Genomic DNA, 26,507 nt, shown 5'->3' with positions numbered 1-26,507 from the left:
GGCCAAGCGCCAATCCGCGAAAACTTCGCTTACGGATTATTTCCCGTGAAGCGGTGTTTTTTCGGCCAGCCTGTACAGAGGGTTTTCGGCACCATTTTGGAGTTTTACATGCTCGAGCAGGCTCAACGCGTCCTCAAGGACATCTTCGGCTACGACAGTTTTCGTGGCCGCCAGGGTGCGATCATTGAGCGCGTGGCCAGTGGTGGTGATGCCCTGGTCCTGATGCCTACCGGCGGCGGCAAGTCGCTGTGCTTCCAGGTGCCGGCGCTGTTGCGCAACGGCTTGGCCGTGGTGGTGTCGCCGCTCATCGCGTTGATGGACGACCAGGTCGCCACCCTTGAAGAACTCGGTGTCGCCGCCGCTGCCTTGAACTCCACCTTGAGTGCCGAACAGCAGCGCGAGCTGGCTGCGCGCATCAAGCGCGGTGAAGTGAAGATGCTCTACCTGGCACCTGAACGGCTGGTGCAGCCGCGCATGCTGGCCTTTCTGCAAAGCCTGGAAATTGCGCTGTTCGCCATCGACGAAGCCCACTGCGTGTCGCAATGGGGCCACGATTTCCGTCGCGAATACCTGCAACTGGGCCAACTGGCGGAATTGTTCCCCGACGTGCCGCGCATCGCCCTGACCGCCACCGCCGACAAACGCACCCGCGAAGAAATCGTCGAGCGCCTGCATCTGCAGAACGCCGAACGCTTCCTGTCGAGCTTCGACCGGCCGAATATTTTTTACCGCATCGTGCCCAAGGAACAGCCGCGCAAGCAGTTGCTGGCGTTCCTGTCCGAGCGACGCAGCGACGCAGGCATCGTGTATTGCCTGTCGCGCAAGAAGGTCGACGAAGTGGCGGCATTTCTCTGCGAGCAAGGCTACCCGGCGCTGCCGTATCACGCGGGCCTGCCCAATGACACGCGCTCTGCCCACCAGAAGCGCTTCCTCAACGAGGAAGGCCTGATCATGGTGGCGACCATCGCGTTCGGCATGGGCATCGACAAATCCAACGTGCGCTTTGTTGCGCATATGGACCTGCCAAAATCCCTCGAGGCCTACTATCAGGAAACCGGTCGCGCCGGCCGTGATGGCCTGCCGGCGGATGCCTGGATGGTCTACGGCCTGCAAGACGTGGTGATGCTCAAGCAGATGTTGCAAAATTCCGAAGGCGACGAGCGCCACAAACGCCTGGAACAACACAAGCTCGATGCCATGCTCTCGCTGTGCGAAGAGACCCGCTGCCGCCGTCAGACGTTGCTCGCCTATTTCGACGAGGACATGCCCGAGCCATGCGGGCACTGTGACAATTGCACCGATGGCGTACAAACCTGGGACGCTACCGAGCCGGCGCGCCAGGCGCTGTCAACGATCTACCGCACCGGCCAGCGCTACGGCGTAGGGCATCTGGTAGATGTTTTGCTGGGCAAGGACAACGAGAAAGTGCGCAGCTTCGGCCACGAAAAGCTCTCGGTATACGGCGTCGGCAAGGCGCGCGCCGAAGGCGAATGGCGTTCGTTGTTCCGGCAGATGGTCGCGCGCAACCTGGTGGACATCGACATCGAAGGCTACGGCGGCTTGCGCCTGAACGACAGTTGCCGACCCTTGCTCAAGGGCGAAGTAAGCCTGGAGCTGCGCCGCGACCTCAAGCCGCAGACCACCGCCAAAAGCAGCAGCACCAGCCCGGCCAGCCAATTGGTGCGTGGTGAAGAACGCGAACAGTGGGAAGCCTTGCGCACCCTGCGGCGTAAACTGGCGCAGGAACACAGTGTGCCGCCTTACGTCATCTTCCCCGACTCCACGTTGCTGGAGATGCTGCGCGAGCAGCCGACCAGCATGGCCGAGATGGCCAAGGTCAGCGGCGTCGGTGCGCGCAAGCTGGAACGCTATGGCCAGGCCTTCCTCGAAGTGCTCGGCGGTCAGGCCGAGGCGCCGAAGGAAGTCGCCGACATCCGTCACGAACTGATCAGCCTGGCACGTGCCGGCATGACCCCGATCCAGATCGCGGGCCAGCTGCAATGCTCGGAAAAAAACGTCTACACATTGTTGGCTGAGTCCATCGGCAAACAGCAATTGTCGTTGGAGCAGGCCCTTGATTTACCGGAAGATCTGCTCGGTGAAATCCAGGATGCTTTCCTTGACGGAGAAGGCGAATTGCCACCTGTCACGGAGATCGCACCGCTGTTTACCGGGCGTGTTCCTGAGGGTGTTTTGTATTGCGTACGGGCCGCTTTGCAGTCTGAATTCGAAATTTAGTGTGCCAATTACGACAATGTAACGAATCAGTACATAGCACCACTTGCCTCCTGGCAGGGCTCATGCTTAGCTGACTAATAATTAGCCACATTTTATTTTCAGTCTAACCCATGAGTTTTTTATGCCGTTAACCGAACAACACCGCTTTGGCATGCAGTTGGCGCATATGTCCCGAGGCTGGCGCGCTGAACTGGACCGCCGTTTGGCGGGCCTGGGTTTGTCCCAGGCGCGTTGGCTGGTGCTGTTGCACCTGGCCCGTTTTGTCGATGCACCCACCCAGCGCGAACTGGCGCAAAGCGTCGGCGTAGAAGGGCCCACCCTGGCACGCCTGCTCGACAGCCTTGAAGGCCAGGGCCTGGTGCAGCGCCAGGCGGTACTGGAAGATCGTCGCGCCAAACGCATCCTGCTGTGTGACACCGCCCGCCCGTTGATCGACCAGATCGAAACCATCGCCACGGCCTTGCGTCATGAGTTGTTTGTGGGCGTGGATGAAGAGGATTTGCGTGTGTGCATGCGGGTGCATGAGCACATTCTGGCGAACCTGGAAAAGTCCTGAGGTGTGGCGAGGGAGCAAGCTCCCTCGCCACAGTAAGCCAGGCATCCAGCTAGAACGTCTGCCCCAGGTTCAGGTACACCGCCTGCTGCTTGTCATCATTGAACCCATAGCTGAAGTTCAGTGGCCCTAACGGCGTATCAAAGCCGAGGAAAACACTCGCGGCATTGATATACCCGCTGTCGAACTGATTGTCGTTGTTCCAGGCCCGGCCGCGCTCCAACGAGGCGCCGAGGTACAGCGGGAAATCCAGCGGCAGGTACGAGCGCGGCGTCAGGCGGCGGTAGTACACAGCGCGCATCAGCGCGATGTTCTGCCCCGAGATTGAGTCTTCGCGAAAGCCTGATAATTGCCGCGCACCGCCGAGCAGGAAGCTGGAAACCACCACGTCGGATTTATCCAGGGTGCGCCCATAACGACCGCCGAGTATCAAGGTGTCCGGGCCGTGGCTCATGGCCTTGTCCAGCTTGAACTCCCACTGTCGGTAGCGCTGGTCCGACCCCAGGCCGGGCTCGAACTCTCGGAAGGCCAGGCCGATGTCTTCGCCAGAGTGGGGGAAGTACACGTTATCCAGTGAGTCGAACGAGTACTTGAGCTCATAGAAGCCCTCACTGAAGCTGACACTCGGCAAGTCGCGCTCGCCAATGCGCACATCGGCTTTGCCCCACGCCTCACCGACGCCGAAGCGGATCTCGCCGCTGTTGCCGATCTGGCGCCCCACGTTCAAACCAAAACCGTAGCGTTCCAGGCGGTATTCGGCGATAGGGTCGCTGTCCAGCACCAGGTCAACGTTCTGTGCCTGGGCGCTGATATAGGGCGCGACGAAGTAGCGCGAGCCCACATCCAGTGGCTGGTAGAACTCGCTGTACAGCTCTTGGCGATCACCAATCTGCACACGCGTCAGCCATTCGGCGCCAAGGCGGTTGATGCCGTTCATGCGGTAACTGGCACCCAGGTTGTAGGCGCTTTCGCCGCGCATGTCATCCGACAGGCTCAGGCCCAGGCGCAAATAGTCGGTGCCGCTGCGTTTGCCACGCGCGCTGATGACCAGGGTATTGTCCTGGCCCTTTTTCACCACGCGGTATTGCACCTGCTCGAAGTAATCCAGGCCGTACAACGTGCCCATGTCGGTTTGCAGGCGGCCCAGGTTCAGCGGCTCGCCCAGGGTTTGGCGGATGTAGTAGCGAATCACGTCGTCGCTGACTTTCGAATCGTTTTCCACCTTGATGGCGGTGATCACCGGCGTGCGTTCACCTGGGGTGCGGGCCTCGACCAATTGCGGGTCGATCGGTTCGGCGGGGCGCAGGTGCGCCAGGCGCACGTCGAGGGCGCGGGTGGCTCGGTAGCCGGCGTCGATCATGTCTTTGGCGCGGCCGAAGTCCGTCACGCCGTAGGCGGCCAGGGGCGGCTGGATCAGCACATCCTTGGGGTGCAGGGCCTTGAGTTGTTCTTCGGAGTTGCGCCGGGTCATCAGGGTGATGGACTGGTTGAGCACGTCCACCACGGTTGCCAGTTGCTTACGTGAGCGCAGCGGCGTGCCGATATCCACGACAATGGCGATATCGACGCCCATTTCGCGCGCCACATCCAGGGGGATGTTGTCGGTCATGCCGCCGTCCACCAATAGCCGCCCGTCCAGCTCCACCGGAGCGAAGACTGCCGGGATCGACATGCTCGCGCGGATCACCTGGGGCAAGTGGCCCTTGCTGAACACGACTTTTTCTCCGGTGGTGATGTCGGTGGCCACGGCGCGGAACGGGATCGGCAGCTTGTCGAAGTTACGCGTATTGCTGGAGTGGGCGAACATGCTTTCCAGCAGCAGCGCGAGGTTCTGGCCCTGGATCACGCCGAGCGGCAGGCCGAGGCTGCCGTCATCGCGGAAGCTGAGTTTTTGTTTGACGAGGAAGTCGCGATCATCCTGTTTGCGCCGAAACGGCACGTCTTCGCGTGGCGGGGCATCGGACAATGCCTGTTGCCAGTCAATACTCAGCGCGAGCTTTTCCAGTTCATCGATCTTGTAGCCCGAGGCGTACAGGCCGCCGATAACCGCGCCCATGCTGGTGCCGGCAATGGCATCGATCTGGATACCTTGCTCCTCCAGGGCCTTGAGCACGCCAATATGCGCAAGGCCACGGGCGGCACCGCCGGACAGCACCAGGCCGATCTTGGGGCGTGGGCTTTCGACGGCATTGGCGATCAGGGGAAGCAAGCACAGAAACAGGCAGGACAACAGGCGACGCATCATGAATCTCGAGGCTGGGCGATAAAGGCCGGTATTATAGCCACTCGATCGTCCGTGCCCGTTATGTCAGGAACTTCTCTAATTATGTCTGCCAGCAAACCCGAGATCGTCATCACCTATTGCACCCAATGCCAATGGCTGTTGCGCGCCGCGTGGCTGGCCCAGGAATTGTTGAGTACATTTGCCGATGACCTGGGCCGCGTGGCGCTGGAACCGGCCACCGGCGGCGCGTTTCGCATCACCTGCGACGGTGTGCAGATCTGGGAGCGCAAGGCCGACGGCGGCTTTCCAGAAGCCAAGGTGCTCAAGCAACGCGTGCGCGACCAGATCGACCCGCAGCGCGACTTGGGGCACAACGACCGCAAGGCCTGAAGGCTACACGGTGGCTGCCGGCTGTTTGGCCTGGCTGGCGCTGCCCATCAAGCCTGAGAGCACGATGGCGACGATGATCAGCGCGCCGCCCAGCAGCATGCGCAAGGTCGGCGTTTCGGCAAACAACAGCCAGGCCACGGTGATGCCGTAGACCGGCTCCATGGCGAACACTACCGAGGCGGTGCGCGCCTTGATCACCGCGAGGCTGGCGACAAACAGACTGTGCGCCAGACCGGTGCAGAACACGCCAAGCAGTCCGATCCACAGCCAGTCAATCGCTCGCACATCCGCCAACCCTGGCGCCGCCACCGGCAGCAGGCAGGCCGCAACCACCACGTTCTGGCACAGCGCGGCCTGCACCGCCGGAATGCGCCCGGAGCTGGCGCGGTTGTTCAGCGACAGCAGCGAGAACAACAGGCCCGAGAGAATCCCCCACAACAGGCCACCCGTGGCTTGGCTGGCGAGGTCGAAGTCTGGCGTCACCAACACCAGCCCCACCGTGACCAGCGCCACCAGCAGCACTTCGTTGGCGCGAATGCGTTCCCGGAAAATCAGCCCTTCAAGTATTACGGTAAAGGCCGGGAACGCGGTAAAACCAAGGGTTGCGACGGCGACGCCGGCGACTTTGACGGCAATGAAGAAGGTCACCCAATGCGCCGCCAGCAGCACGCCGCTGACGACGAGGCGGCGCCAGTCGCGCATCTCCAGGGCTTTCCAGGTGGTGTTGCTGGCGAATCGCGCAAAAATCGCCAGAGCGATTACGGCGAAGGAGGCGCGGCCAAACACGATGATGGCCGGCGAGGCGGCCGCCAGTTTGCCGAAGACACCGGTGAGGCCAAACATCAGTGCGCCGATATGCAGGGCGCCAAGGGCTGAGCGGGGAGTCATTGCGATCCTTGAACCAACGGGGGTGACAGAATCGCAGTCTAGAGGGTCGAGGGCGCTGGTGTCTGTCGCGGGCCTCGCGAATCTTAGCGCCAGGCTCTCACCACGATCATCCCTGTGGGCGACGAATAACCTGTGGCGAGCAGGCTTGCCCTGCGTTGGGTTGCGAAGCGACCCCAAAAAATGGGACCACTGCGCAGTCCAACGCAGGGCAAGCCCGCTCGCCACAGTGACGGTGTTCGCTGTTGGGATCAGCCGCCCGGGCGGTCAGAGTTGACGCTTACGATGAGCGGCGTAAGGCGCCGGGGGATGCGCCAAATTCACGCAACATGGCGGCAGAGAAGGCGCTTTGTGAGGCGTAGCCGACGCGTTCGGCAATTTCGCCAACGGGCAGAGGCGTCTCGCGCAAAAGTTTCAACGCCATGTGCAGGCGACGGCTACGCAGGTAGTCCATCGGTGTTTGCCCGCACTCGGCCATAAAGCGTGCATGCAAGCGCGCCACCGAGAGGTCGGCGATACGTGCCAGGTCGGCCACTTGCAACGGGCGCGCAGCATGGCGTTCGATGTGCGCATTGAACGCCGCATACGGCAAACGCTTGCCCGGTATCGGTTGGGCCTGCGGATGATTGAGACTGGCCAACAGCAACACGGCGCCTTGCTGGGCGATCAGCGCGTCATCCACCGGGCTGTGTGCCAGCCATTGCACCAACTGGCTTTGCCGGGCGTCCAGTGTCAGTCGCGCCGGTTGCTCGAGCAGGCGGCGGCTGGTGTCGGCATGTTCGCCCAAAGACTGCGCCACCCAATGCTCGTCGGGAACGTCCAGCACCAGGCAGCGGCTGCCGTCACGGCTGCCGCAGGCGTGGTGGGCCGAGAAGGGCAGCACCATCACGCTGCTGGCGTGCACCTGGCTGCCGAGGCCATCGACTTCCAGGTCCAAGTGACCCGACAGCCCGAACACCAGCTGTGCGTGGTCATGGCTGTGGGCAAGCGGCTCTTCAATGTAGTGGCGCAGCGTGAGGGTCGGTCTCATCGCGGTCTCCTGGGCAGCAGGCCTGCAGTCTACAACGCTTGAAGGGCTGCGAGCGCTGTCATCAGACTGACGCACAGTTGTCATGGGCTATTAACCGCCTGGGCGCAAGCTCGCGAAAACACCGTCGAGGGATGCCCATGACCAGTGCCGAGTTCGCCAAACCCAGCCGCAAACAACGGGTTCGTACCCTGTGGATCTCCGACGTGCACTTGGGCACCCGGGATTGCCAGGCCGAGCACCTGTCGCAGTTCCTCAAGGGCTACCACGCCGACAAGGTCTACCTGGTGGGCGATATCATCGACGGCTGGAAAATGCGCGGCGGCATGTATTGGCCCCAGGCCCACACCAATGTGATCCGCCGCTTGCTGACCATGGCCAAGCGCGGCACCGAGGTGATCTACGTCACCGGCAACCACGACGAATTCCTGCGGCGCTACTCCAAGCTGATCCTGGGCAATATCCAACTGGTGGACGAGGCCGTGCACGTCACCGCCGACGGCCGTCACCTGCTGGTGATTCACGGCGATCAATTCGATGTGATCACCCGTTACCACCGCTGGCTGGCCTTCCTCGGTGATTCGGCCTACGAGTTCACCCTCACACTGAACCGCTGGCTCAACCACTGGCGTGCGCGGTACGGCTATGGCTACTGGTCGTTGTCGGCGTACCTGAAACACAAGGTCAAGACGGCGGTGAGTTTTATCAGTGATTTCGAAGAGGCGATCGCCCATGAGGTGACCAAGCGCGAGCTGCATGGCGTGGTGTGCGGGCATATTCACCATGCCGAGATTCGCAAGGTGGGCGAGGTGGACTACCTCAATTGCGGCGATTGGGTGGAGTCGTGCACCGCGTTGATCGAGCACTGGGATGGCAGTATCGAATTGTATCGGTTGGCGGATGCGCAGGCTAAAGAGGCGCTGCTCAAAGCCGAGATGGTGGCGGGCTAAAGATCAACACAATTCAAAAGTGGGAGCTGGCTTGCCTGCGATAGCGGTTGTTCAGTCAGCTTATTCAGTGACTGACACTCCGTAATCGCAGGCAAGCCAGCTCCCACAATTTGATTGGATTTCTTCAGTTATTTCGAGACGTCGGCGATAGCCTCGGCCAGTAATGCCAGACGCGTGGCATCAATGCCGGCAACATTCGCACGCCCTGAACTGACCATATACACACTGTGCTTTTCGCGCAGTTGCTTGACCTGTTCGGCACTCAAGCCGGTATAGGAAAACATCCCACGCTGCGCACCAATATGCGCAAACTTATCGGCCAGCCCGTGGGGCGCCAGCGCCTCCACCAGCCCGGAGCGCAGTTGTGCAATGCGCGAACGCATGGCCTCGACTTCATCGCTCCAGCGCTTTTTCAGCTCGGCGTCGCCCAGGATGGTCGCTACCACGGCGGCGCCATGATCCGGCGGTGTCGACCACAGGTTGCGCGCGATATTCGCCAGTTGGCTGCGCACGTCCGTGAGCTTCTCGGCGTCTGCCGCGCACACGATCAGCGCGCCGACACGGTCGCTGTACAGGCCGAAGTTTTTCGAGCAGGAACTGGTGACCAGCACTTCCGGCAGTTCGGCGGCAAACAACCGCACCGCCCAGGCGTCCTGCTCGAGGCCGTCGCCAAAGCCCTGGTAGGCGAAGTCGATCAATGGCAGCAATTGCCGTTCGCGCACGATGTGCAGCACCTGGCGCCAGTCATCCTGGGACAAGTCAAAACCGGTCGGGTTGTGGCAGCAGGCATGCAACAACACCACGTCGCCCTTGGGTACTGTGGCCAGTGTTGCGAGCAGCGCGCCCACGTCCAAGCGGTTATCCGCGCCCACGTACGGGTAATGGCTGACCTTGAGCCCCGCCTTGGCGAAGATGGTTTCGTGGATCGGCCAGGTCGGGTTGCTCAGCCATACGCCACGGCCGGGCAGGTTTTGTGCGATAAAGTCAGCGCTCAGGCGCAGCGCGCCAGTACCGCCTGGGGTTTGCGTGGCGCCCGCGCGCCGCTCGCGAACCAGCGCGGAATCGGCGCCCAGCACCAGCTCACTGATCAGCGAGCCGAAGGCCGCATTGCCGTGGCCGCCGATGTAAGTCTTGGTGGTTTGCGTGTCCACCAGGCGCTGTTCGGCCAGTTTTACCGAGTGCGGAATCGGCGTCAGGCCCTGGTCGTCCTTATAGACGCCCACGCCCAGGTCGAACTTGTTCGGGTTGGCGTCCTGGGCATACAGGTCCATGAGCCCGAGGATTGGATCGCCGGGCACACGGCCAATGGCATCAAAATGCATTACTTGCGGCCCTCGGCGTCTTTAGCCACTTCGTCGGTGCGCGCGGCCATGATGAAGTCGTTGCGGTGCAGGCCTTTGATCGAGTGGCTCCACCAGGTCACGGTGACTTTGCCCCACTCGGTGAGCAGGCCTGGGTGATGGCCCTCGGCTTCGGAGATTTCACCCATGGCGTTGGTAAAGGCCAGGGCGAATTTGAAGTTCTTGAACAGGAAAACCTTTTCCAGCTGCATCACGCCATCGCGGACTTCGATGTTCCAGTCGGGAATCTGCTTGATGAGTACCGGCAGCTCTTCGTCGCTGACTTGCGGGGCATCGGCGCGGCAGGCTTCGCAGTGGGCTTGGTTCAAGGTGGTCATGGGGGTGTCCTGAATTCGAAAGAGTGAGATCAGTGGGCGTTACCCTAAAGCAACGCGCGGCCAGGTAACAGATGCACCTGGCCTCAAAATGTAAGGTTCAAGCAACCTTGGGTTTCGGTGGGGCTGCCTTCGGGGTGAAGAGCGGGGCATGCAGACCCAACTGCATACCGCGCTCGACCATGCCCATGATGTCTTCCTGCGCCACTTCAAACAGGCGCTTAAGCTCGGGCAATACGAAGTACAGCGGTTGCAGAATGTCGATGCGATACGGCGTGCGCATCGCTTCCAGCGGGTCGAAGGCCTGGTGTTCGGGTTCATCCGACAGGCAATACACGCTTTCTTTAGGCGACGACAAGATGCCGCCGCCGTAGATGCGCCGGCCTTGCGGGGTGTCCACCAGGCCGAACTCGATGGTCATCCAGTACAGGCGCGCCAAGTACACGCGTTGCTCTTTGGTGGCCGCCAGGCCGAGCTTGCCGTACGTGTGGGTGAACTCGGCAAACCAAGGGTTGGTCAGCAGCGGGCAGTGGCCGAAGATCTCGTGGAAAATATCCGGCTCTTGCAGGTAGTCCAGTTCTTCGCGGGTGCGAATAAAGGTCGCCACCGGAAACTGTTTGCTGGCGAGCAATTCGAAGAAGGTCTGGAACGGGATCAGTGCGGGTACGCGAGCAACTTGCCAGCCGGTGGTTTCGGCCAACACCTTGTTGATCTCACCCAGTTGCGGGATGCGGTCCAGGGGCAGGCCGAGTTTGTCGATGCCGTCCAGGTATTCCTGGCAGGCGCGCCCCTCGATCACTTTCAATTGGCGCGTGATCAGGGTGTTCCACACCGCGTGTTCTTCCGGCGGGTAGTGGATAAAACCTTGCGCATCGGGCTCGCGGGCCACGTAGTGCGTCTGCTTCATACGGCTCTCCTGCTAGGCATTCGTTCTTGTTATGTCCTGCGATGAGCCTATTGATAACCCGCAAAGCGTTGGATTCCATCTGGCTGCAGCGCTTGCTTGTAGGAAAAGTTACCGCTTTTTGTAAACTTTTCGTTACGGTATGCCGACCTATCGGTGTATTGGGCTGTGAAAAGCTCACAAGCTGTCACATAATCTTGACGACTATCTGCGCCCAGCGGCAAAAAGACGCGGCGCTTTCCCACCTTTTGGGTTTTTTAATGCGTATTAAAGTGCACTGCCAGAACCGTATCGGCATCCTGCGGGACATCCTCAACCTGCTGGTGGAGTACGGCGTCAACGTCGCCAAAGGCGAGGTGGGTGGTGAACATGGCAACGCCATTTACCTGTTTTGCCCCAACCTGGTGAACATGCAGTTCCAGGCGCTGCGCCCGCAATTCGAAGCGATTGCCGGGGTATTTGGGGTTAAACGGGTAGGGCTGATGCCCAGCGAGCGTCGGCATATGGAGCTCAATGCGCTGCTCGGCGCCCTGGAGTTTCCAGTGTTGTCGATTGATATGGGCGGCTCCATCGTCGCCGCCAACCGCGCGGCGGCGCAGTTGCTCGGGGTGCGGGTGGACGAGGTGCCGGGCATTCCGCTGTCGCGTTATGCCGAGGATTTCGACCTGCCGGAGTTGGTGCGTGCGAGCAAATCGCGCATCAACGGCCTGCGGGTCAAGGTCAAGGGTGACGTGTTTCTGGCGGATATCGCGCCGCTGCAATCTTCCGAGCACGACGACAGCGAGGCCATGGCCGGCGCCGTGTTGACCCTGCACCGTGCGGACCGTGTGGGTGAGCGTATCTACAATGTGCGCAAGCAAGAACTGCGCGGCTTCGACAGTATTTTCCAAAGCTCCAAAGTCATGGCCGCCGTGGTGCGCGAGGCCCGGCGCATGGCGCCGCTGGATGCGCCGCTATTAATAGAAGGTGAAACCGGCACCGGCAAAGAGTTGCTGGCACGCGCTTGTCACTTGGCCAGCCCGCGCGGGCAATCACCCTTGATGGCGCTCAATTGCGCGGGCCTGCCGGAGTCGATGGCCGAGACCGAGTTGTTCGGCTATGGCCCCGGTGCGTTTGAAGGCGCTCGGGCCGAGGGCAAGTTGGGGCTGCTGGAGCTGACGGCGGGCGGTACGTTGTTTCTCGATGGCGTGGGGGAAATGAGCGCACGCTTGCAGGTGAAATTGCTGCGCTTTTTGCAGGACGGCTGCTTTCGCCGGGTGGGCAGTGATGAAGAGGTGTATCTGGATGTGCGGGTGATCTGCGCGACCCAGGTGGACTTGTCGGAACTCTGTGCGCGTGGCGAATTCCGCCAGGACCTGTATCACCGGCTCAACGTGCTGTCGCTGCATATCCCGCCGTTGCGTGAATGCCTGGACGGCCTGGCGCCGCTGGTTGAGCATTTTCTCGATCAGGCCAGCCGCCAGATTGGTTGCCCGTTGCCCAAGCTGGCGCCGGCGGCGATGGACCGGCTCAGTCACTACCACTGGCCGGGCAACGTGCGGCAGTTGGAAAACGTGTTGTTTCAGGCGGTGTCTTTGTGCGACGGCGGAATGGTCAAGGCCGAGCATATTCGCTTGCCGGATTATGGGGTGCGTCAGCCGCTTGGCGATTTTTCCCTGGAAGGCGGATTGGAAAATATCGTTGGGCGGTTTGAAAAGGCGGTGCTGGAGGCTTTGTATGCCGAGCATCCGAGTAGTCGGCAGTTGGGTAAGCGCCTTGGTGTGTCGCACACCACTATCGCGAATAAGTTGCGCGATTACGAAATCCTCAAGACCGATAAATAACCCGCTGACACACTGAGGTTAAAACTGTGGGAGCGGGCTTGCTCGCGAAGGCGGTGGGTCAGTTAATTCATCTGTAACTGATCCACCGCCTTCGCGAGCAAGCCCGCTCCCACATTTGATCCTTGTCATTTTCAAGACCGGTACTTGCCGCAGGCGGCAGTAGTCCGCCGTTTTTTCGACTCTATCCCTGCCACCTAATCCCCACGCCTCCCCGCAAACCCCCGCCGCATATGGACTTCAATCTATTTTCAAAAGTTGGTTCGCAAATTGCTTAAGCCTCATCAGAGCAACGGTGGGCGGCAAGCGTCCGTCAGAAAGAGGATAGAGCGTGGACAAGTACCTTTATGTGGCAATGACCGGCGCCAGCCAGAATGCACTGGCGCAAAAGGCCCATGCCAACAATCTGGCGAACATTTCCACCAACGGTTTTCAGCGTGACCTGGAGCAGGCGCGTTCGATGCCGGTGTTCGGTGACAGCTTTCCGGCGCGGGCGTTTGCCATGACCGAACGGCCGGGCACCGACTTCTCCCAGGGCGCCATGATTGAAACCGGCCGCGACCTCGATGTGGCGGTCAGCGGCGACGGCTGGATGGCCGTGCAAACCCCGGACGGCGGCGAAGCCTATGTGCGCAGCGCCAGCATGAATGTGGATGCACTGGGTGTGTTGCGTGCCGGCAACGGCATGCCGGTGATGGGCAATGGTGGCCCGATTGCCGTGCCGCCCGAGCAGAAGATTGAAGTGGGCGCTGACGGCACCATCAGCATCCGCGCCATGGGCGAAGGCCCGCGCGTGATGGCTGAAGTGGACCGCATCAAGCTGGTCCAGCCGGACCTCAAGAACATGACCAAGGGCCTGGATGGCGCCATCCATACCAAGGATGGCCAGCCGGCCCAAGCTGACGCAAACGTGCGGCTGACCTCGGGTTTCCTGCAGGCGAGCAATGTCAATGCGGTGGAAGAAATGACCGCCGTGCTGTCGCTCTCCAAGCAGTTCGAGCTGCACATCAAGATGATGAACAGCGCTAAAGAAGACGACCAGGCCATGACCCGCGTTTTGGCAATGAGCTGATTGCAGCGTCACTGAAGACTAATTTTGCAGCACAGCGCCAACAAACAGGCGCACGAAGGAGAACACTATGCTTCCGGCTCTATGGGTTGCCAAAACAGGCTTGGCCGCGCAGGACACCAACCTGACCACCATCTCCAACAACTTGGCGAACGTGTCGACCACGGGTTTCAAACGTGACCGCGCCGAGTTCCAGGACTTGCTCTATCAGATCAAGCGCCAGCCAGGCGCCCAGTCGACCCAGGACAGCGAACTGCCGTCGGGCCTGCAACTGGGTACCGGTGTGCAGATCGTCGGCACCCAGAAGAACTTCAGCGCCGGTAACCTGCAGCAAACCAACCAGCCGCTGGACATGGCCATCAACGGCCGGGGTTTCTTCCAGATCCTGCAGCCGGATGGCACCACCTCCTACACCCGTGACGGTACTTTCCACCTCGACTCCAATGGCCAGATCGTCACCGCCAACGGCTTCGCGCTGGAGCCGGCGGTGGTGGTTCCAGCCGATGCCAAGACCTTTACCGTCGGCACCGACGGCACCGTGTCCATCACTGTTGCCGGTAACCCGGCGTCGCAAGTGATCGGCAACCTGCAAACCGCCGACTTCATCAACCCGGCCGGCCTGCAGGCCATGGGTAACAACCTGTTCCTGGAAACCGCCTCCAGCGGTGCGCCGCAAATTGGCACCCCGGGCCTCAACGGTTTTGGTACCACCCTGCAACAAACCCTGGAAACCTCCAACGTCAGCACGGTTGAGGAGATGGTCAACATGATCACCACCCAGCGCGCCTACGAGATGAACTCCAAGGTGATTTCCACCGCCGACCAGATGCTTTCGTTCGTAACGCAGAATCTGTAATCAAGTCTATGGGGCGCCTTTTGCGGCGCCTGCAACACCGTGAGGTAAGGGTCATGAATCGCTATGTTTCTGTTCTGGCATTGAGTGGGATCGCCGTGCTCGCGGGCTGTGTCGCCCCGTCGCCAAAACCCAATGACCCGTACTACGCGCCGGTGTTGCCGCGCACGCCGTTGCCGGCGGCGGCCAACAATGGCTCGATCTACCAGGCCGGTTTTGAACAGAACCTGTACAGCGACCGCAAGGCCTTCCGTGTGGGTGACATCATCACCATCACCCTCAACGAGAAGACCCAGGCCAGCAAGAACGCCAACTCGCAGATCGGCAAGACCAGCAAGACCGGCATCGGCCTGACCTCACTGTTTGGTGGTGGCCTGACCACCAATAACCCCCTGGGCGATGGCGACCTGAGCCTCAATGCCGGCTACAGCGGCGACCGTGCCACCAACGGCAAGAGCGCGGCGGGGCAGGGCAACAGCCTGACCGGTTCGATCACCGTGACCGTGGCGGATGTGTTGCCCAACGGCATCATCGCCGTACGCGGTGAAAAGTGGATGACCCTCAACACCGGCGACGAGCTGGTGCGTATTGCCGGCATGGTGCGTGCCGATGACATTTCCACCGACAACACCGTGCCGTCGACGCGCATTGCCGATGCACGTATTACCTACTCGGGTACGGGTTCGTTTGCTGATGCGAGTCAGCCGGGCTGGTTCGACCGTTTCTTCCTTAGCCCGCTGTTCCCTTTCTAGGTGGCCATTTTGAACCTCAAACAGCTGATGGCTGCCGCGTTATTGCTGGCCTTGAGCGCAGGGGCACACGCCGAGCGGTTGAAAGACATCGCCAGTATTTCCGGCGTGCGCTCCAACCAATTGATCGGCTACGGCCTGGTCGTGGGGCTTAACGGGACGGGCGACCAGACCACCCAAACCCCGTTCACCCTGCAGACCTTCAACAACATGCTCTCGCAGTTCGGTATCAAGGTGCCGCCTGGGTCGGGCAACGTGCAACTCAAGAACGTCGCGGCCGTGTCGATCAGTGCCGACTTGCCGGCGTTCTCCAAGCCGGGCCAGGTGGTGGACATCACTGTGTCGTCCATCGGTAACTCGAAAAGCCTGCGTGGCGGCACCTTGCTGATGACGCCGCTTAAAGGTATCGACGGCAACGTCTACGCCATCGCCCAGGGCAACCTGGTGGTCGGCGGTTTTGACGCCGAGGGCCGTGACGGCTCGAAGATCACCGTTAACGTGCCATCGGCCGGTCGCATTCCTGGCGGCGCCACGGTGGAACGCACCGTGCCCAGCGGTTTCAACCAGGGCAACAGCCTTACCCTGAACCTCAACCGTTCGGACTTCACCACCGCCAAGCGTGTGGTCGACAAGATCAACGATATGCTCGGCCCTGGCGTGGCTCAGGCCATCGACGGCGGCTCGATCCGTGTGACGGCGCCGCTCGACCCAAGCCAGCGTGTCGACTACCTGTCGATCCTGGAAAACCTTGAAGTCGATCCGGGCCAGGCAGTGGCCAAAGTCATCATCAACTCGCGCACCGGCACCATCGTGATCGGCCAAAACGTCAAGGTCTCGCCGGCGGCAGTCACCCACGGCAGCCTCACCGTGACCATCACCGAAGACCCGATCGTCAGCCAGCCTGGGCCGCTGTCCAATGGCCAGACGGCAGTGGTACCGCGCTCGCGGGTCAATGCCCAGCAAGAAGCCAAGCCGATGTTCAAATTCGGCCCCGGCACCACCCTGGATGAGATTGTCCGCGCGGTGAACCAGGTGGGCGCAGCGCCCGGCGACTTGATGGCAATTCTCGAAGCTTTGAAACAGGCCGGCGCCTTGCAAGCCGACCTGATCGTGATCTAAGGCCATGGCCATGGATATGCATAAAAGCGGGTTCACCAGCACGGCGGATTCGGGGTCTTACTCCGACCTCAACCGGCTGAACCAGCTCAAGGTCGGCGCCGACAAGAACAGCGAAGGCAACATGCGCAAAGTGGCGCAGGAGTTCGAATCGCTGTTCCTGAGCGAGATGCTCAAGTCAATGCGCTCGGCCACCGAAGCGCTGGGCAAGGACAACCCGCTGAACACGCCGGCTGCCAAGCAGTACCAGGAAATGTACGACCAACAGCTGGCGGTCTCGATGTCCCGCGAAGGCGGTGGTATCGGCTTGGCTGACGTGCTGATGCGCCAGATGCAGAAGAACAAGCCGGTGGAGGCGCAGTCTTCCACCTTGCAAGGCCCGGCGGCGGCCGAGCCGGTCAAGGCCAAGAAGGTCGATGTGCCGACCGAAATCGCCGCCGGCACCCAGGCGAATGGCCCGTTGGGGCGCTCCAATGGCCAGCGGCCGTTGTGGGCTTACCGCGTTGCGGAGCCGCAAGGCGCCAGCGCGCACACCAACGACATGGAGCTGATGAACCAGCGCCGCATGGCGTTGCCGAGCAAGCTCACCGATCGCCTGCTGGCCGGTATCGTGCCGAACGCCCCGGCCGCTACTCAGGCCGCGAGTGCGCCACTGCGTAACAGCGCCGCCACCGATAATGTGGTCAACAGCACCGCGCGTAATTTTGCCGTGCCGAGCGGGCGCATGCAGGTCTACGGGCGCGCGATTGCACAGCCGCCGCTGGCACCGGCGAAAAAAGCCTTCAGCTCGCAGGATGAATTTGTCGCCACCATGCTGCCGATGGCCAAAGCGGCCGCTGCGCGCATCGGCGTCGATCCCAAGTACCTGGTGGCCCAGGCCGCGCTGGAAACCGGTTGGGGTAAATCGGTGATGCGCGCCGAGGACGGCAGCAGCAGCCACAACCTGTTCGGCATCAAGGCCGGGCAGAGCTGGCAGGGCGGCCAGGCGCGTGCAATCACCAGCGAGTTTCGTGATGGGTCGATGGTCAAGGAAACGGCGCAATTTCGCTCCTATAACTCCTACCAGGACAGCTTCCACGACCTCGTGACATTGCTGCAAAGCAATGATCGCTATAAAGAAGTTGTGAAATCAGCCGACAACCCGGAACAGTTTGTACGCGAGTTGCAAAAAGCCGGATATGCAACCGACCCGGACTACGCCAGCAAGATTTCGCAGATCGCCAAAACGATGAGCAGTTACCAGAATTTCGCTGCCGCTGGCGCAACCACACATTTATAAGGTCTGAACCATGAGTTTGCTCAGTATCGGGATGTCAGGACTCAATGCCGCTCAAGGCTCGTTGTCGGTCTTGAGTAACAACATTGCCAACGTCAATACCCCGGGATACTCGCGCCAGCAAAGCGCTCAGACCGCCAATGCGTCGAACCAGTTCGGTGGTGTGTTCATCGGCAGCGGCACCACCCTGGCTGACGTGCGCCGGGTGTACAACGAATACCTGGACACGGCTTACCAGAACAGTACTGCGCTGAACAACGATGCCAAGGCTTATCAGGACCAGGTCAGCGCGGTTGATAAGGTGCTGTCTGACAAGACCACCGGCCTGTCTTCGGTGCTCAGTTCGTTCTTCGCTACGTTGCAGACGTCGGCATCGAACCCCAGTGATCTGTCGGCCCGCCAGTTGCTGGTGACCAATGCCCAGACCCTGAGCAGCCGTTTCAACGCGATCTCGACGCAGTTGACGCAGCAGAAAGAAACCATCAATAGCCAGTTGAGCAGTATGAGTGACCAGGTCAATCAGCTGACCTCCTCGATCGCTTCGCTCAACAAACAAATCTCCCAGGCTCAGGGCGCGTCGGGTAACGCGCCGGCCAACTTGCTCGATTCGCGTAACGAAGCCGTACGCTCGCTCAATGAGTTGATCGGAGTGACGGCCACCGAGAAGAATGGCCAGTTCAGTGTCACCACCGGCAGTGGCCAGTCGCTAGTGGAGGGGGGCATTTCCAATACTATTTCGGCAGTGCCGAGCAAAACCGATAACAGCCAGTACACCATTCAGTTGAATGTGAGCGGCACCAGTCTGGACTTGGGCTCGGTGATCACCGGCGGCAGTATCGGTGGCCTGTTGCGTTATCGCAGTGATGCATTGATGCCGGCCATCAACGACCTTGGGCGTATCGCCATCGCGACGGCAGACACCATCAATAACCAGCTCGGCCAAGGCCTGGACTTGAACGGTGACTTCGGTATCTCCCTGTTTAAAGACATCAACAGCGCAGCCGCGATTGCTACGCGAAGCCAGGGTGCTTCGGGTAACAGTGCCGGTGCGGGCAACCTGAATGTATCGATCAGCGACAGCAGCAAGCTGACCACGTTCGACTACAAGGTGACCTTCAGCGACAACACCAACCCTAATAAGGTCACTGTGTTGCGCTCGGACGGCAAGGCGATGGGTACCTTTGATATCACTGCTACACCACTGCCGCAGATGGATGGCTTCACCCTGGCGCTGGACGGCAAGGGGGCGATGGCGTTTGGTGACAGCTTCAAGGTCAGCCCTACGGCGACCGGGGCGAGCAGTATTGGTGTGGCGCTCACTGATGCAAACAAACTGGCTTTTGCCGGTCCGTTGTCGGGTACCAGCAGCAAGACCAATTCGGGTACAGGTACCTTCACACAGCCGTCCCTGACCGTGCCACTGGATATCCATGGGGGTGCCGACACGGCCCAATTGCGCGCCGGTATCGAAAATTCGATGCCGGTCAAAATGGTCTTCGGCAAAGCGGCTGCCGACGGCACGCAGTCCTATAGTCTCAGTGACGCCCAGGGTAACCCGATTGGCTCCGGCACCATCATTCCGGGGCAGGGCAACAAGGTTACGGTCAATGTGCCGATGCGTGACGCCAGCGGTGCGGTTATCACCGGCAAGAGCTTCAGCTTTGACACGACCATCAACGGCTCCCCGGCTGACGGCGACAGCACCACCTTTGCCTTTAACAGCGGCGGTAAATCAGATGGCCGTAATGCCCAGGAACTGCTGAACCTGCAAACCAAAGCCAGTGTGGGCATGGGCGACGGTAACGCGGGCGTGAGCCTGGTGGGCGCCAATAGCAAACTGGTTTCGACGGTAGGTGCCAAGGCTAGCCAAGCCAACGTAGACACTGCGGCCACCGGTGCGTTGCTCAGCGCCAACAAGGAAGCACGCAACTCGGTGTCGGGGGTTAACCTGGATGACGAGGCCGGCGACATGATCAAGTTTCAGCAGTACTACACCGCGTCGTCGCAAATCATCAAGGCCGCGCAAGAAACCTTCAGCACGCTGATCAACGCACTTTAAAGGAGGCTGGGACGATGCGTATTTCTACACAGCAATATTTCGAGACCAGCTCCGCCAAGTACCAGGATAACTATTCCAGCGTGGTCAAGGCTCAGGATCAGGCAAGCTCCGGCGTTCGCGTGCAAACGGCAGCCGATGATCCTGTGGCGGCGGCGCGGCTGTTGATGCTGCAGCAGCAGAAAGACATGCTTGGGCAGTTCAACGGCAATATCGACACGCTGAAAAACGCGCTCGGCAGCGAAGACAATGTGCTGGACAGCATTAACACGGCGCTGCAAAAGGCCAGCGAGCTGGCGTTGAAGGCGGGTAACGTCGGCATCAGTGATGCGGACCGTAAGTCCATCGCCGCCGAGGTTGGCTCCATCGAGGACCAGGTGCTGGGCTTACTCAACTCCAAGGATGCCAATGGGAATTATCTGTTTTCCGGGAGCAAGACTGACACGCCACCGTATTCTCGCAACAACGATGGCACCTACAGTTACCAGGGCGACGACACGCCGTTGAGTCTGAAGGTGTCGCAGAACCTGTCGATCTCGATGGGCGATACCGCGAAAACCATGCTGGAAAATTCGGCGAACACCGGCCGCACCCAGACCACGCCTATTCTTGTGCCGCCAGCGGTCGATGACGGCAAAGTGGCCATCTCGGCAGGGCTCATTGCTTCGGGCACCAGTTACAGCAGCAGCTTTGCCGATGGCCAGCCTTATAAGCTGACATTCGTCAGCAGCACGCAATACACCGTAAGTGATAATACGGGTAAGGACATTACCTCCGAGATTCCGGGCAACGGCACGTTTGACTCCACCAAGGAAGGCGCCTCAAGCGTTAGCCTGCGCGGCGTCAAGTTCGACATCAGCCTGAGCCTGGGCAAAGACGTGGCGCCGGGTGCGCCGTCCGATGCGTTGGTCAAAGATCGAGCCTTCAGCCTGGCGGTCAAGCCGGACACGTTTAGTGTTTCCCGTACGCCGAGCAATCCGACTACGGCGCAGTTGAGCGGTGGGCAGGTCACTGATTCGGCGGCTTACGCCAGCACGTTCCCCAACTCTGGCGTGATCGTCAAGTTTGGCGCTGCCGGTGCCTACAACGTGTACGCGCAGCCTTATACGACGGACAGCAAATCCATCGCCAACGGCACGCTGGCGACCGGTGCGACGTCTATCACGGCTGCCGGGGTGACCTTCGATGTCACCACCGCACCGGCGCCGGCAGAGGGCGACCAGTTTTCTATTGGGGCTACCAGCAACAAGAACGAAAATGTGCTCGATACGCTGAGCAAGTTGCGTAAAACCCTCGAAACGCCGTCAGATGGCAATCCGCTTGCGCAGAAAGAGCTTAAAGACGTAGTGGCCAGGTCCATCGGCAACTTGTCTAACGCCAAGATCCAGATCGACCAGGTGCGGGGCTCCATTGGCGCGCGTTTGAACACTCTGGATATCCAGACGCAAGAGAACACCAGCTTGGGCATCGCCAATACCTCGACCATGAGTTCTCTGGGTAACGTGGACATGGCTGAAGCGGCGGTCAACCTGACGCTCCAACAGACCATGCTGCAAGCGTCGCAGTTGGCATTCGTGAAAATCTCGCAGCTGAGCCTGTTCAGCAAGATGTGATCCGCTGGCAGCAACCCAACGGCTCACCCTGGAAACAGGGTGGGCCGTTGTCTTTTTTGCGACTCAATTGTTTGAACGTTTTGCACAAAGCACACAAAATTGAGTGACCTGTGAGTCATAAAGCGCATCTTCACTGTATCGTGTGAAAAGGATAAGTCGTCTACGGGGTCATGTGCGGCGGCTTTCAACGAGATTTTTGCGGGGTTATCCCCTTTATTGTCAGCATCCCCGAAGCAGTTCGCGGGGTGTTCTCCAGCTATTTAGTATTGGGAAGCCACAATGATTGGCATAAAAAGCATCGCCAGTTACGTGCCGGCCGACGGGATTGATAACTACGCCCAGGGTGCCAAGTTCGCCAAAGATGAAGAGTTCATCATCGGCAAAATCGGTTCTGCGTTCCTGCCGCGCAAGGACGCCGCGCAGGAGACTTCCGATCTTTGTGTCGAGGCGGTCAACGCTTTATTTGCCAGCAACCCGGATTTGAAGCGCGAGTCGATTGACGCGCTGATCGTCGTGACCCAGAACGGCGACGAAGAGGGTTTGCCCCACACTGCCGCCATCGTGCAGGACAAGCTCGGCTTGCCGACCCATGTGGCCGCCTTCGATATTTCCCTGGGCTGTTCCGGCTACGTCTACGGCATTTACGCGATGAAGGGCTTCATGGAAGCCGCTGGCCTGAAAAACGGCCTGTTGATCACCGCCGACCCGTATTCAAAGATCGTCGACCCGGAAGACCGCAACACCACGATGTTGTTCGGCGACGCCGCCACCGCCACCTGGATGGGCGAAGACGCGCCCTGGTTGCTGGGCAAGTCCAAGTTCGGCACTGATGGTTCCGGCGCACCGCACCTGAAGGTCAGCGACGGCGTGTTCTTTATGAATGGCCGCCAGGTATTCAACTTTGCCTTGCTAAAGGTGCCTGCGCATTTGCACGAACTGCTCAATGAGTCAGAGCTCAAGGCGGATGACATTGATGCATTCTGCATTCACCAGGGCAGTGCGGCGATTGTCGATGCCGTGGCGCGGCGCTTTGAAGATGCGCCGGTAGACAAGTTCATCAAGGACATGGTCGAGACTGGCAATACCGTGTCGTCGAGCATTCCGCTGCTGCTGGAAAAGCACGTGATGGATGCTACCTGGAAGCGCGTGGCAATCAGCGGTTTTGGTGTAGGCCTGTCGTGGGGTTCGGCGATTCTCTATCGCCCGTGATGCCCTAATAGCGCAGCACATAAAAACGCCCAGGCTGAAAACAGCCTGGGCGTTTTTTATTTGGCGCCAGAAAACCCAGCAATTGCGGCGCTTTGGGCTATCGTAAATGCTTGAATTACAAAGGATGGCCCCGTGCTAGTAAAAAAAATCAAAAAAGTCCTCAAGCAACCTGCTTTCACGACGATAACTATTACGAAGGTTCTCTAGGCCACACCCGGCGGTTGCCAGGGCCGGAAGCCGCAGTAAACAACCCCACGAGGATTTCGTCATGGCTTTAACAGTAAACACCAACATCACTTCCCTGTCTGTTCAGAAAAACCTGAACAAAGCCGGTGATGCTCTGAGCACCTCGATGACCCGCCTGTCTTCCGGCCTGAAAATCAACAGCGCTAAAGACGACGCCGCTGGCATGCAAATCGCCAACCGTCTGACCTCCCAGGTCAAAGGCATGACCGTTGCCATCGCCAACGCCAACAACGGTACTTCCATCGCCCAGACCGCTGAAGGCGCGATGCAAGAGTCCACCAACATTCTGCAACGTCTGCGTGAACTGGCTCTGCAGTCCGCGAACGGTGATAAAAGCGACGCTGACCGTGCTTCCCTGCAACAAGAGTTCACCGCTAAATCCGGTGAACTGACCCGTATCGCCCAAACCACTACTTTCGGTGGTCGTAACCTGCTGGACGGTTCGTTCCAGAACGTAGCTTTCCAGATCGGTTCTGACGCTAACCAGACCATCTCGTTCGGCATGAGCGACCTGAGCGCTACTGGCCTGAAGGGTACTTACAGCGAAGCCAAAACGGATGGCCTGACCACTACTCTGTCGGCTTCCGTTACTGCCAACGCTGTTGATCTGCCAGGCGGTACTCCGGCTAAGAGCACTACTTCTCCGTTCGTGCAGACTGGCGCTGTATACGCGGCGCCTGCTACCGACACCACATTCAAAGTAAATGGTACGGATGTAACTATTCTCGCCAGCGACACTGCTGCGCAGGCGCAGACCAAATTTGGTGCTGTTAGCGGTGTGACAGCAACCCTGTCGGGTACGAACCAACTGGTTCTGACCTCTGCCTCCGCAATTACTATCGGTGCGGGTGCTGCCGGTGGTCTGCAGAGCGCTGTTGCCACTGGCGGCGCCACTACTATCACTCCAGCCGTAGGCGGCAAGCTTGACGCCAAAGCTGAAATCAACGTCAACGGCAAAAACATTGCCCTGGCTGTTGGTGATGACCTGGCTGCCATTGCTGGGAAGATCAACCTCGCTACCGCAGACGTAGCTGGCCCACCTGTTGTTCCAGGTACTGGCGTCAAGGCTTCTGTGTCCGCTGAAGGCCGTCTGGAACTGACTTCGGCTGACGGCAAAGCTATCAAACTGGGTAACGGTACTGGCGCGGCTGCCAACGGCGGTGCAGGTGCACTGGCTAAACTGGGTCTGGCTGCTGGTACCACAGAAGCCAAGCTGGGCGCTGATACTTCGGTTAGCCTGAACGGTACCGAAGTGAAGTTCACCTCTGGTTCGACCATGGCCGACATCGTTTCGTCGATCAACAGCGCCAGCACCGGTGTGACTGCCAGCAAAAACGCTGACAACACCCTGAGCCTGTTCTCCACCAAGGACATCACCGTTGCCGACGGCAAAGCGGGTACTGGCCTGACTACTCTGGGTCTTACCGCAGCCGCTGCAACTACAACTGCCGCCGTCAAAATGGACACCACCGTTGCTGACCTCAGCATCCTGAACGCTGCCAGCGCTCAGCAAACCATCCAGGCTCTGGAAGGTGCGATCCAGCAAGTAGACAGCCAGCGTTCCCAGCTGGGTGCGGTTCAGAACCGTTTCGACAGCACTGTGGCCAACCTGCAAAGCATTTCGGAAAACTCCACCGCAGCCCGTAGCCGCGTACAGGACGCCGACTTCGCTTCCGAAGCAGCCGAGCTGACCAAGCAGCAAACCCTGCAACAAGCTTCCACCGCCATCCTGTCCCAGGCTAACCAGCTGGGCTCCGCTGTACTGAAGCTGCTTCAGTAATATCGGTAGCGGTTAGATAACGGAAGGGTACGTCTACGTGCCCTTCCGTTTTTTCAGTTATGAGGTGATGACATGGACATGAGCATCAAGCTGAACGCGTCTTACCCGGCTGGCACGACCCAGGCCAATGCCGCCGTTGCGGCGCAGCGTCGTCCTGCAACCGAGACCGATTCGGCCGCCACTGTAGAGCCGCAGCGCCAGGCGCTGGAAAAAGCAGTCACCGACATTCGTGAATTTGTGCAGGCTTCCCAGCGAAACCTGGACTTTTCCATCGACGACTCCACCGGTCGTGTTGTGGTCAAAGTAATCGCGACCGACAGCGGTGAAGTGATTCGACAGATTCCATCCGAGACTGCGTTGAAATTGGCGCAGGACCTGAGCAAAGCCAGCAGCGTGCTGTTTGACAGCAAGGCCTGAGTTGGCACGAAACATGTTTCTGATTGCCGTATAGGCGACACTGCGCCAAGAAAGCGGCAGCCACAGGACAGGAGAAGAACAAATGGCGAGTTCAACGATTACCGGCCCGGGTTCGGGCTACGATACCCAAGGTATCGTGAAGGCGCTGGTTGGGGCTGAAAAAGCACCCAAGCAGTCCCAGATCACCAAGCAGCAAACGGTCACAACCACTCAGTTGTCGGCTGTTGGCTCGGTCAAAAGTGCGCTGGAAGCTTACCGGACGGCAATCACCAAGTTGAACAGCGCCGCTTCGTTCAATGGCCTGGCGGCGACGACCACCGACGACAAAAACGTCAAGGTCACCCTTGGCGATGGCGCCTCGAGCGGCAAGTACGCGCTGGTGGTGGACAACCTTGCGACGTCCTCGAAAGTCACCAGCAAGCTGTTTACGGGCGCGGCTGCCGTGGCAAACACCGGTGAAGAGAACCAAACCCTGACGATCAACCAGTCGGGCAAGAGCTACAACGTCATCATCAGTGGTGGTGCGACCCTGCAACAGGTCCGTGAATCGATCAACACCCAGCTCTCGGCCCAGGGCATCAGCGCCAACGTGCTGAGTGACTCGAATGGTTCGCGCCTGGTCATTGGCTCCACCAACAGCGGCGTCGGCACTGATATCACCCTGAGCGGTGATGCGGACCTCGCGGTCGGCTACGACAAGGGCCCGGCGGCAGTGAATGCCAAGTACTCCATCGATGGCATCAAGATGGAGTCCACCAGCAACACGGTGACGTCCGCGATCAGTGGCGTGACCCTGGATCTGGTCGCACCGACGGAAACGGGCAAGACCACCACCGTCAGCGTGGCCAGCAACACGGCGACTTTGAAGACGTCGGTGCAGTCGTTCGTGACTGCCTACAACACGCTGATGACCGCGATCAACGCGCAGACCAAGGTCACCGCCACCGGCGACCAGGCGACCACCACGGCCGGTGCGTTGACGGGTGATGCGTCGATGCGCGACCTGGTGTCGAGCATCCGCAGCGAGCTGGTCAACGGTTCGGGCGGCGGCTCGATCAGCAGCCTGTCGCAGATGGGTATTACCACTGACCAGAAAACCGGTTTGCTGTCGCTGGATGACAAGCAGTGGGATGCCGCCGTGGCGAAGAACCCGACCGATATCGCCAAGCTGTTCACCGGCACCAACGGTTTGATCTCGCGCATGAACAAAGCCACCGATAGCTATGTGGGTACCACGGGCACGCTGGCTTCGCGGGTCAAGGACTTGAACACCAAGTTCAGCGACTTGACGGTGCAGCAGGCTGACCTGGATCGCCGCATGGACGCTCTGCAATTGTCCCTGAGCGCCAAGTACACGGCGATGGACACATTGATCGCCAAGATCAATGCCAGCAGCTCCAGCATCATGACCACGCTCAACTCGCTGAACAATCCTAAGTCGACCTGACGGGTAGGGC

The 26,507-nt window shown here is 59.9% G+C and carries 22 protein-coding genes; 16 read left to right on the top strand and 6 right to left on the bottom strand.

Annotated elements, in window-relative coordinates:
- The first annotated feature begins 108 nt into the window (after nt 1–108).
- Both recQ and K0H48_RS01860 read left to right on the top strand, forming a co-directional pair.
- A complete protein-coding gene (recQ, locus tag K0H48_RS01865) occupies nt 109–2,238 on the top strand; it encodes a DNA helicase RecQ (RefSeq protein WP_058422156.1) in 2,130 nt (709 codons plus the stop codon).
- Nucleotides 2,239–2,359: 121 nt separating this feature from the next.
- A complete protein-coding gene (locus tag K0H48_RS01860) occupies nt 2,360–2,794 on the top strand; it encodes a MarR family transcriptional regulator (RefSeq protein ID WP_219266181.1) in 435 nt (144 codons plus the stop codon).
- Nucleotides 2,795–2,843: 49 nt separating this feature from the next.
- Here K0H48_RS01860 and K0H48_RS01855 read toward each other — a convergent pair whose 3' ends face one another.
- Nucleotides 2,844–5,033, bottom strand: coding sequence for a patatin-like phospholipase family protein (locus K0H48_RS01855; RefSeq protein ID WP_219266191.1), 2,190 nt, complete (start codon nt 5,031–5,033; stop codon nt 2,844–2,846).
- Nucleotides 5,034–5,117: 84 nt separating this feature from the next.
- Here K0H48_RS01855 and K0H48_RS01850 point away from each other — a divergent pair, with 84 nt between their 5' ends.
- Complete coding sequence (locus K0H48_RS01850; RefSeq protein WP_017134913.1) at nt 5,118–5,405, top strand: SelT/SelW/SelH family protein; 288 nt, start codon at nt 5,118–5,120, stop codon at nt 5,403–5,405.
- Nucleotides 5,406–5,408: 3 nt separating this feature from the next.
- On the opposite strand, the gene K0H48_RS01845 is transcribed toward K0H48_RS01850, so the two are convergent.
- Together K0H48_RS01845 and K0H48_RS01840 are read right to left on the bottom strand one after the other, a co-directional pair.
- Complete coding sequence (locus K0H48_RS01845; protein ID WP_219266180.1) at nt 5,409–6,293, bottom strand: DMT family transporter; 885 nt, start codon at nt 6,291–6,293, stop codon at nt 5,409–5,411.
- Nucleotides 6,294–6,570: 277 nt separating this feature from the next.
- Nucleotides 6,571–7,320 carry an AraC family transcriptional regulator gene (locus K0H48_RS01840; RefSeq protein WP_219266179.1) on the bottom strand — a complete coding sequence of 250 codons (750 nt, stop codon included), beginning with the start codon at nt 7,318–7,320 and terminating at the stop codon, nt 6,571–6,573.
- 137 nt (nt 7,321–7,457) lie between these two features.
- Between K0H48_RS01840 and K0H48_RS01835 the strand changes: the two genes are divergently transcribed.
- A complete protein-coding gene (locus K0H48_RS01835; protein WP_017134916.1) occupies nt 7,458–8,267 on the top strand; it encodes a UDP-2,3-diacylglucosamine diphosphatase in 810 nt (269 codons plus the stop codon).
- 128 nt (nt 8,268–8,395) lie between these two features.
- Here K0H48_RS01835 and K0H48_RS01830 read toward each other — a convergent pair whose 3' ends face one another.
- The 3 genes from K0H48_RS01830 to phhA form a co-directional block, all read right to left on the bottom strand.
- Nucleotides 8,396–9,589, bottom strand: a complete 1,194-nt coding sequence (locus K0H48_RS01830; protein WP_219266178.1) for an amino acid aminotransferase — start codon at nt 9,587–9,589, stop codon at nt 8,396–8,398.
- A complete protein-coding gene (locus K0H48_RS01825) occupies nt 9,589–9,945 on the bottom strand; it encodes a 4a-hydroxytetrahydrobiopterin dehydratase (RefSeq protein WP_017134918.1) in 357 nt (118 codons plus the stop codon). The genes K0H48_RS01830 and K0H48_RS01825 overlap by 1 nt, the downstream gene beginning before the upstream one ends.
- Nucleotides 9,946–10,042: 97 nt before the next feature.
- On the bottom strand, nt 10,043–10,849 hold the full coding sequence (phhA, locus tag K0H48_RS01820) for a phenylalanine 4-monooxygenase (RefSeq protein WP_219266177.1): 807 nt from the start codon (nt 10,847–10,849) through the stop codon (nt 10,043–10,045).
- A gap of 257 nt (nt 10,850–11,106) precedes the next feature.
- Here phhA and K0H48_RS01815 point away from each other — a divergent pair, with 257 nt between their 5' ends.
- The 12 genes from K0H48_RS01815 to fliD all read left to right on the top strand — a co-directional run bounded on the left by K0H48_RS01815 (nt 11,107) and on the right by fliD (nt 26,497).
- On the top strand, nt 11,107–12,669 hold the full coding sequence (locus K0H48_RS01815) for a sigma-54-dependent transcriptional regulator (RefSeq protein WP_138814472.1): 1,563 nt from the start codon (nt 11,107–11,109) through the stop codon (nt 12,667–12,669).
- 328 nt (nt 12,670–12,997) lie between these two features.
- A complete protein-coding gene (locus K0H48_RS01810) occupies nt 12,998–13,738 on the top strand; it encodes a flagellar basal body rod protein FlgF (RefSeq protein WP_138814473.1) in 741 nt (246 codons plus the stop codon).
- A 67-nt stretch (nt 13,739–13,805) separates the two neighbouring features.
- On the top strand, nt 13,806–14,591 hold the full coding sequence (gene flgG, locus K0H48_RS01805) for a flagellar basal-body rod protein FlgG (protein ID WP_056859743.1): 786 nt from the start codon (nt 13,806–13,808) through the stop codon (nt 14,589–14,591).
- A 53-nt stretch (nt 14,592–14,644) separates the two neighbouring features.
- Nucleotides 14,645–15,340 (top strand): flagellar basal body L-ring protein FlgH, encoded by a 696-nt coding sequence (flgH, locus tag K0H48_RS01800; protein ID WP_056859744.1) that lies wholly within the window; start codon nt 14,645–14,647, stop codon nt 15,338–15,340.
- Between the two features lie 27 nt (nt 15,341–15,367).
- Nucleotides 15,368–16,456: a flagellar basal body P-ring protein FlgI gene (locus K0H48_RS01795; RefSeq protein WP_225933067.1), complete on the top strand. Its 1,089-nt coding sequence runs from the start codon at nt 15,368–15,370 to the stop codon at nt 16,454–16,456.
- Between the two features lie 4 nt (nt 16,457–16,460).
- Nucleotides 16,461–17,732, top strand: a complete 1,272-nt coding sequence (flgJ, locus tag K0H48_RS01790; RefSeq protein ID WP_219266176.1) for a flagellar assembly peptidoglycan hydrolase FlgJ — start codon at nt 16,461–16,463, stop codon at nt 17,730–17,732.
- Nucleotides 17,733–17,742: 10 nt separating this feature from the next.
- Nucleotides 17,743–19,788, top strand: a complete 2,046-nt coding sequence (gene flgK / locus K0H48_RS01785) for a flagellar hook-associated protein FlgK (RefSeq protein ID WP_219266175.1) — start codon at nt 17,743–17,745, stop codon at nt 19,786–19,788.
- A gap of 14 nt (nt 19,789–19,802) precedes the next feature.
- Nucleotides 19,803–21,398, top strand: a complete 1,596-nt coding sequence (locus K0H48_RS01780) for a flagellar hook-associated protein 3 (RefSeq protein ID WP_219266174.1) — start codon at nt 19,803–19,805, stop codon at nt 21,396–21,398.
- A gap of 279 nt (nt 21,399–21,677) precedes the next feature.
- Nucleotides 21,678–22,607 (top strand): ketoacyl-ACP synthase III, encoded by a 930-nt coding sequence (locus K0H48_RS01775; protein WP_219266173.1) that lies wholly within the window; start codon nt 21,678–21,680, stop codon nt 22,605–22,607.
- Between the two features lie 268 nt (nt 22,608–22,875).
- Nucleotides 22,876–24,633 (top strand): flagellin, encoded by a 1,758-nt coding sequence (locus tag K0H48_RS01770; RefSeq protein ID WP_219266172.1) that lies wholly within the window; start codon nt 22,876–22,878, stop codon nt 24,631–24,633.
- A gap of 72 nt (nt 24,634–24,705) precedes the next feature.
- Nucleotides 24,706–25,050: a flagellar protein FlaG gene (locus K0H48_RS01765; RefSeq protein WP_219266171.1), complete on the top strand. Its 345-nt coding sequence runs from the start codon at nt 24,706–24,708 to the stop codon at nt 25,048–25,050.
- Nucleotides 25,051–25,132: 82 nt separating this feature from the next.
- Nucleotides 25,133–26,497: a flagellar filament capping protein FliD gene (fliD, locus tag K0H48_RS01760; protein WP_219266170.1), complete on the top strand. Its 1,365-nt coding sequence runs from the start codon at nt 25,133–25,135 to the stop codon at nt 26,495–26,497.
- Nucleotides 26,498–26,507 lie beyond the last annotated feature (10 nt).

The sequence above is a fragment of the Pseudomonas sp. Xaverov 259 genome (assembly GCF_019352915.1).
Lineage (GTDB): Bacteria > Pseudomonadota > Gammaproteobacteria > Pseudomonadales > Pseudomonadaceae > Aquipseudomonas.
The sequence above is the reverse complement of the archived record's forward strand: the minus strand, read 5'-3'. Positions and strand labels throughout refer to the sequence as shown.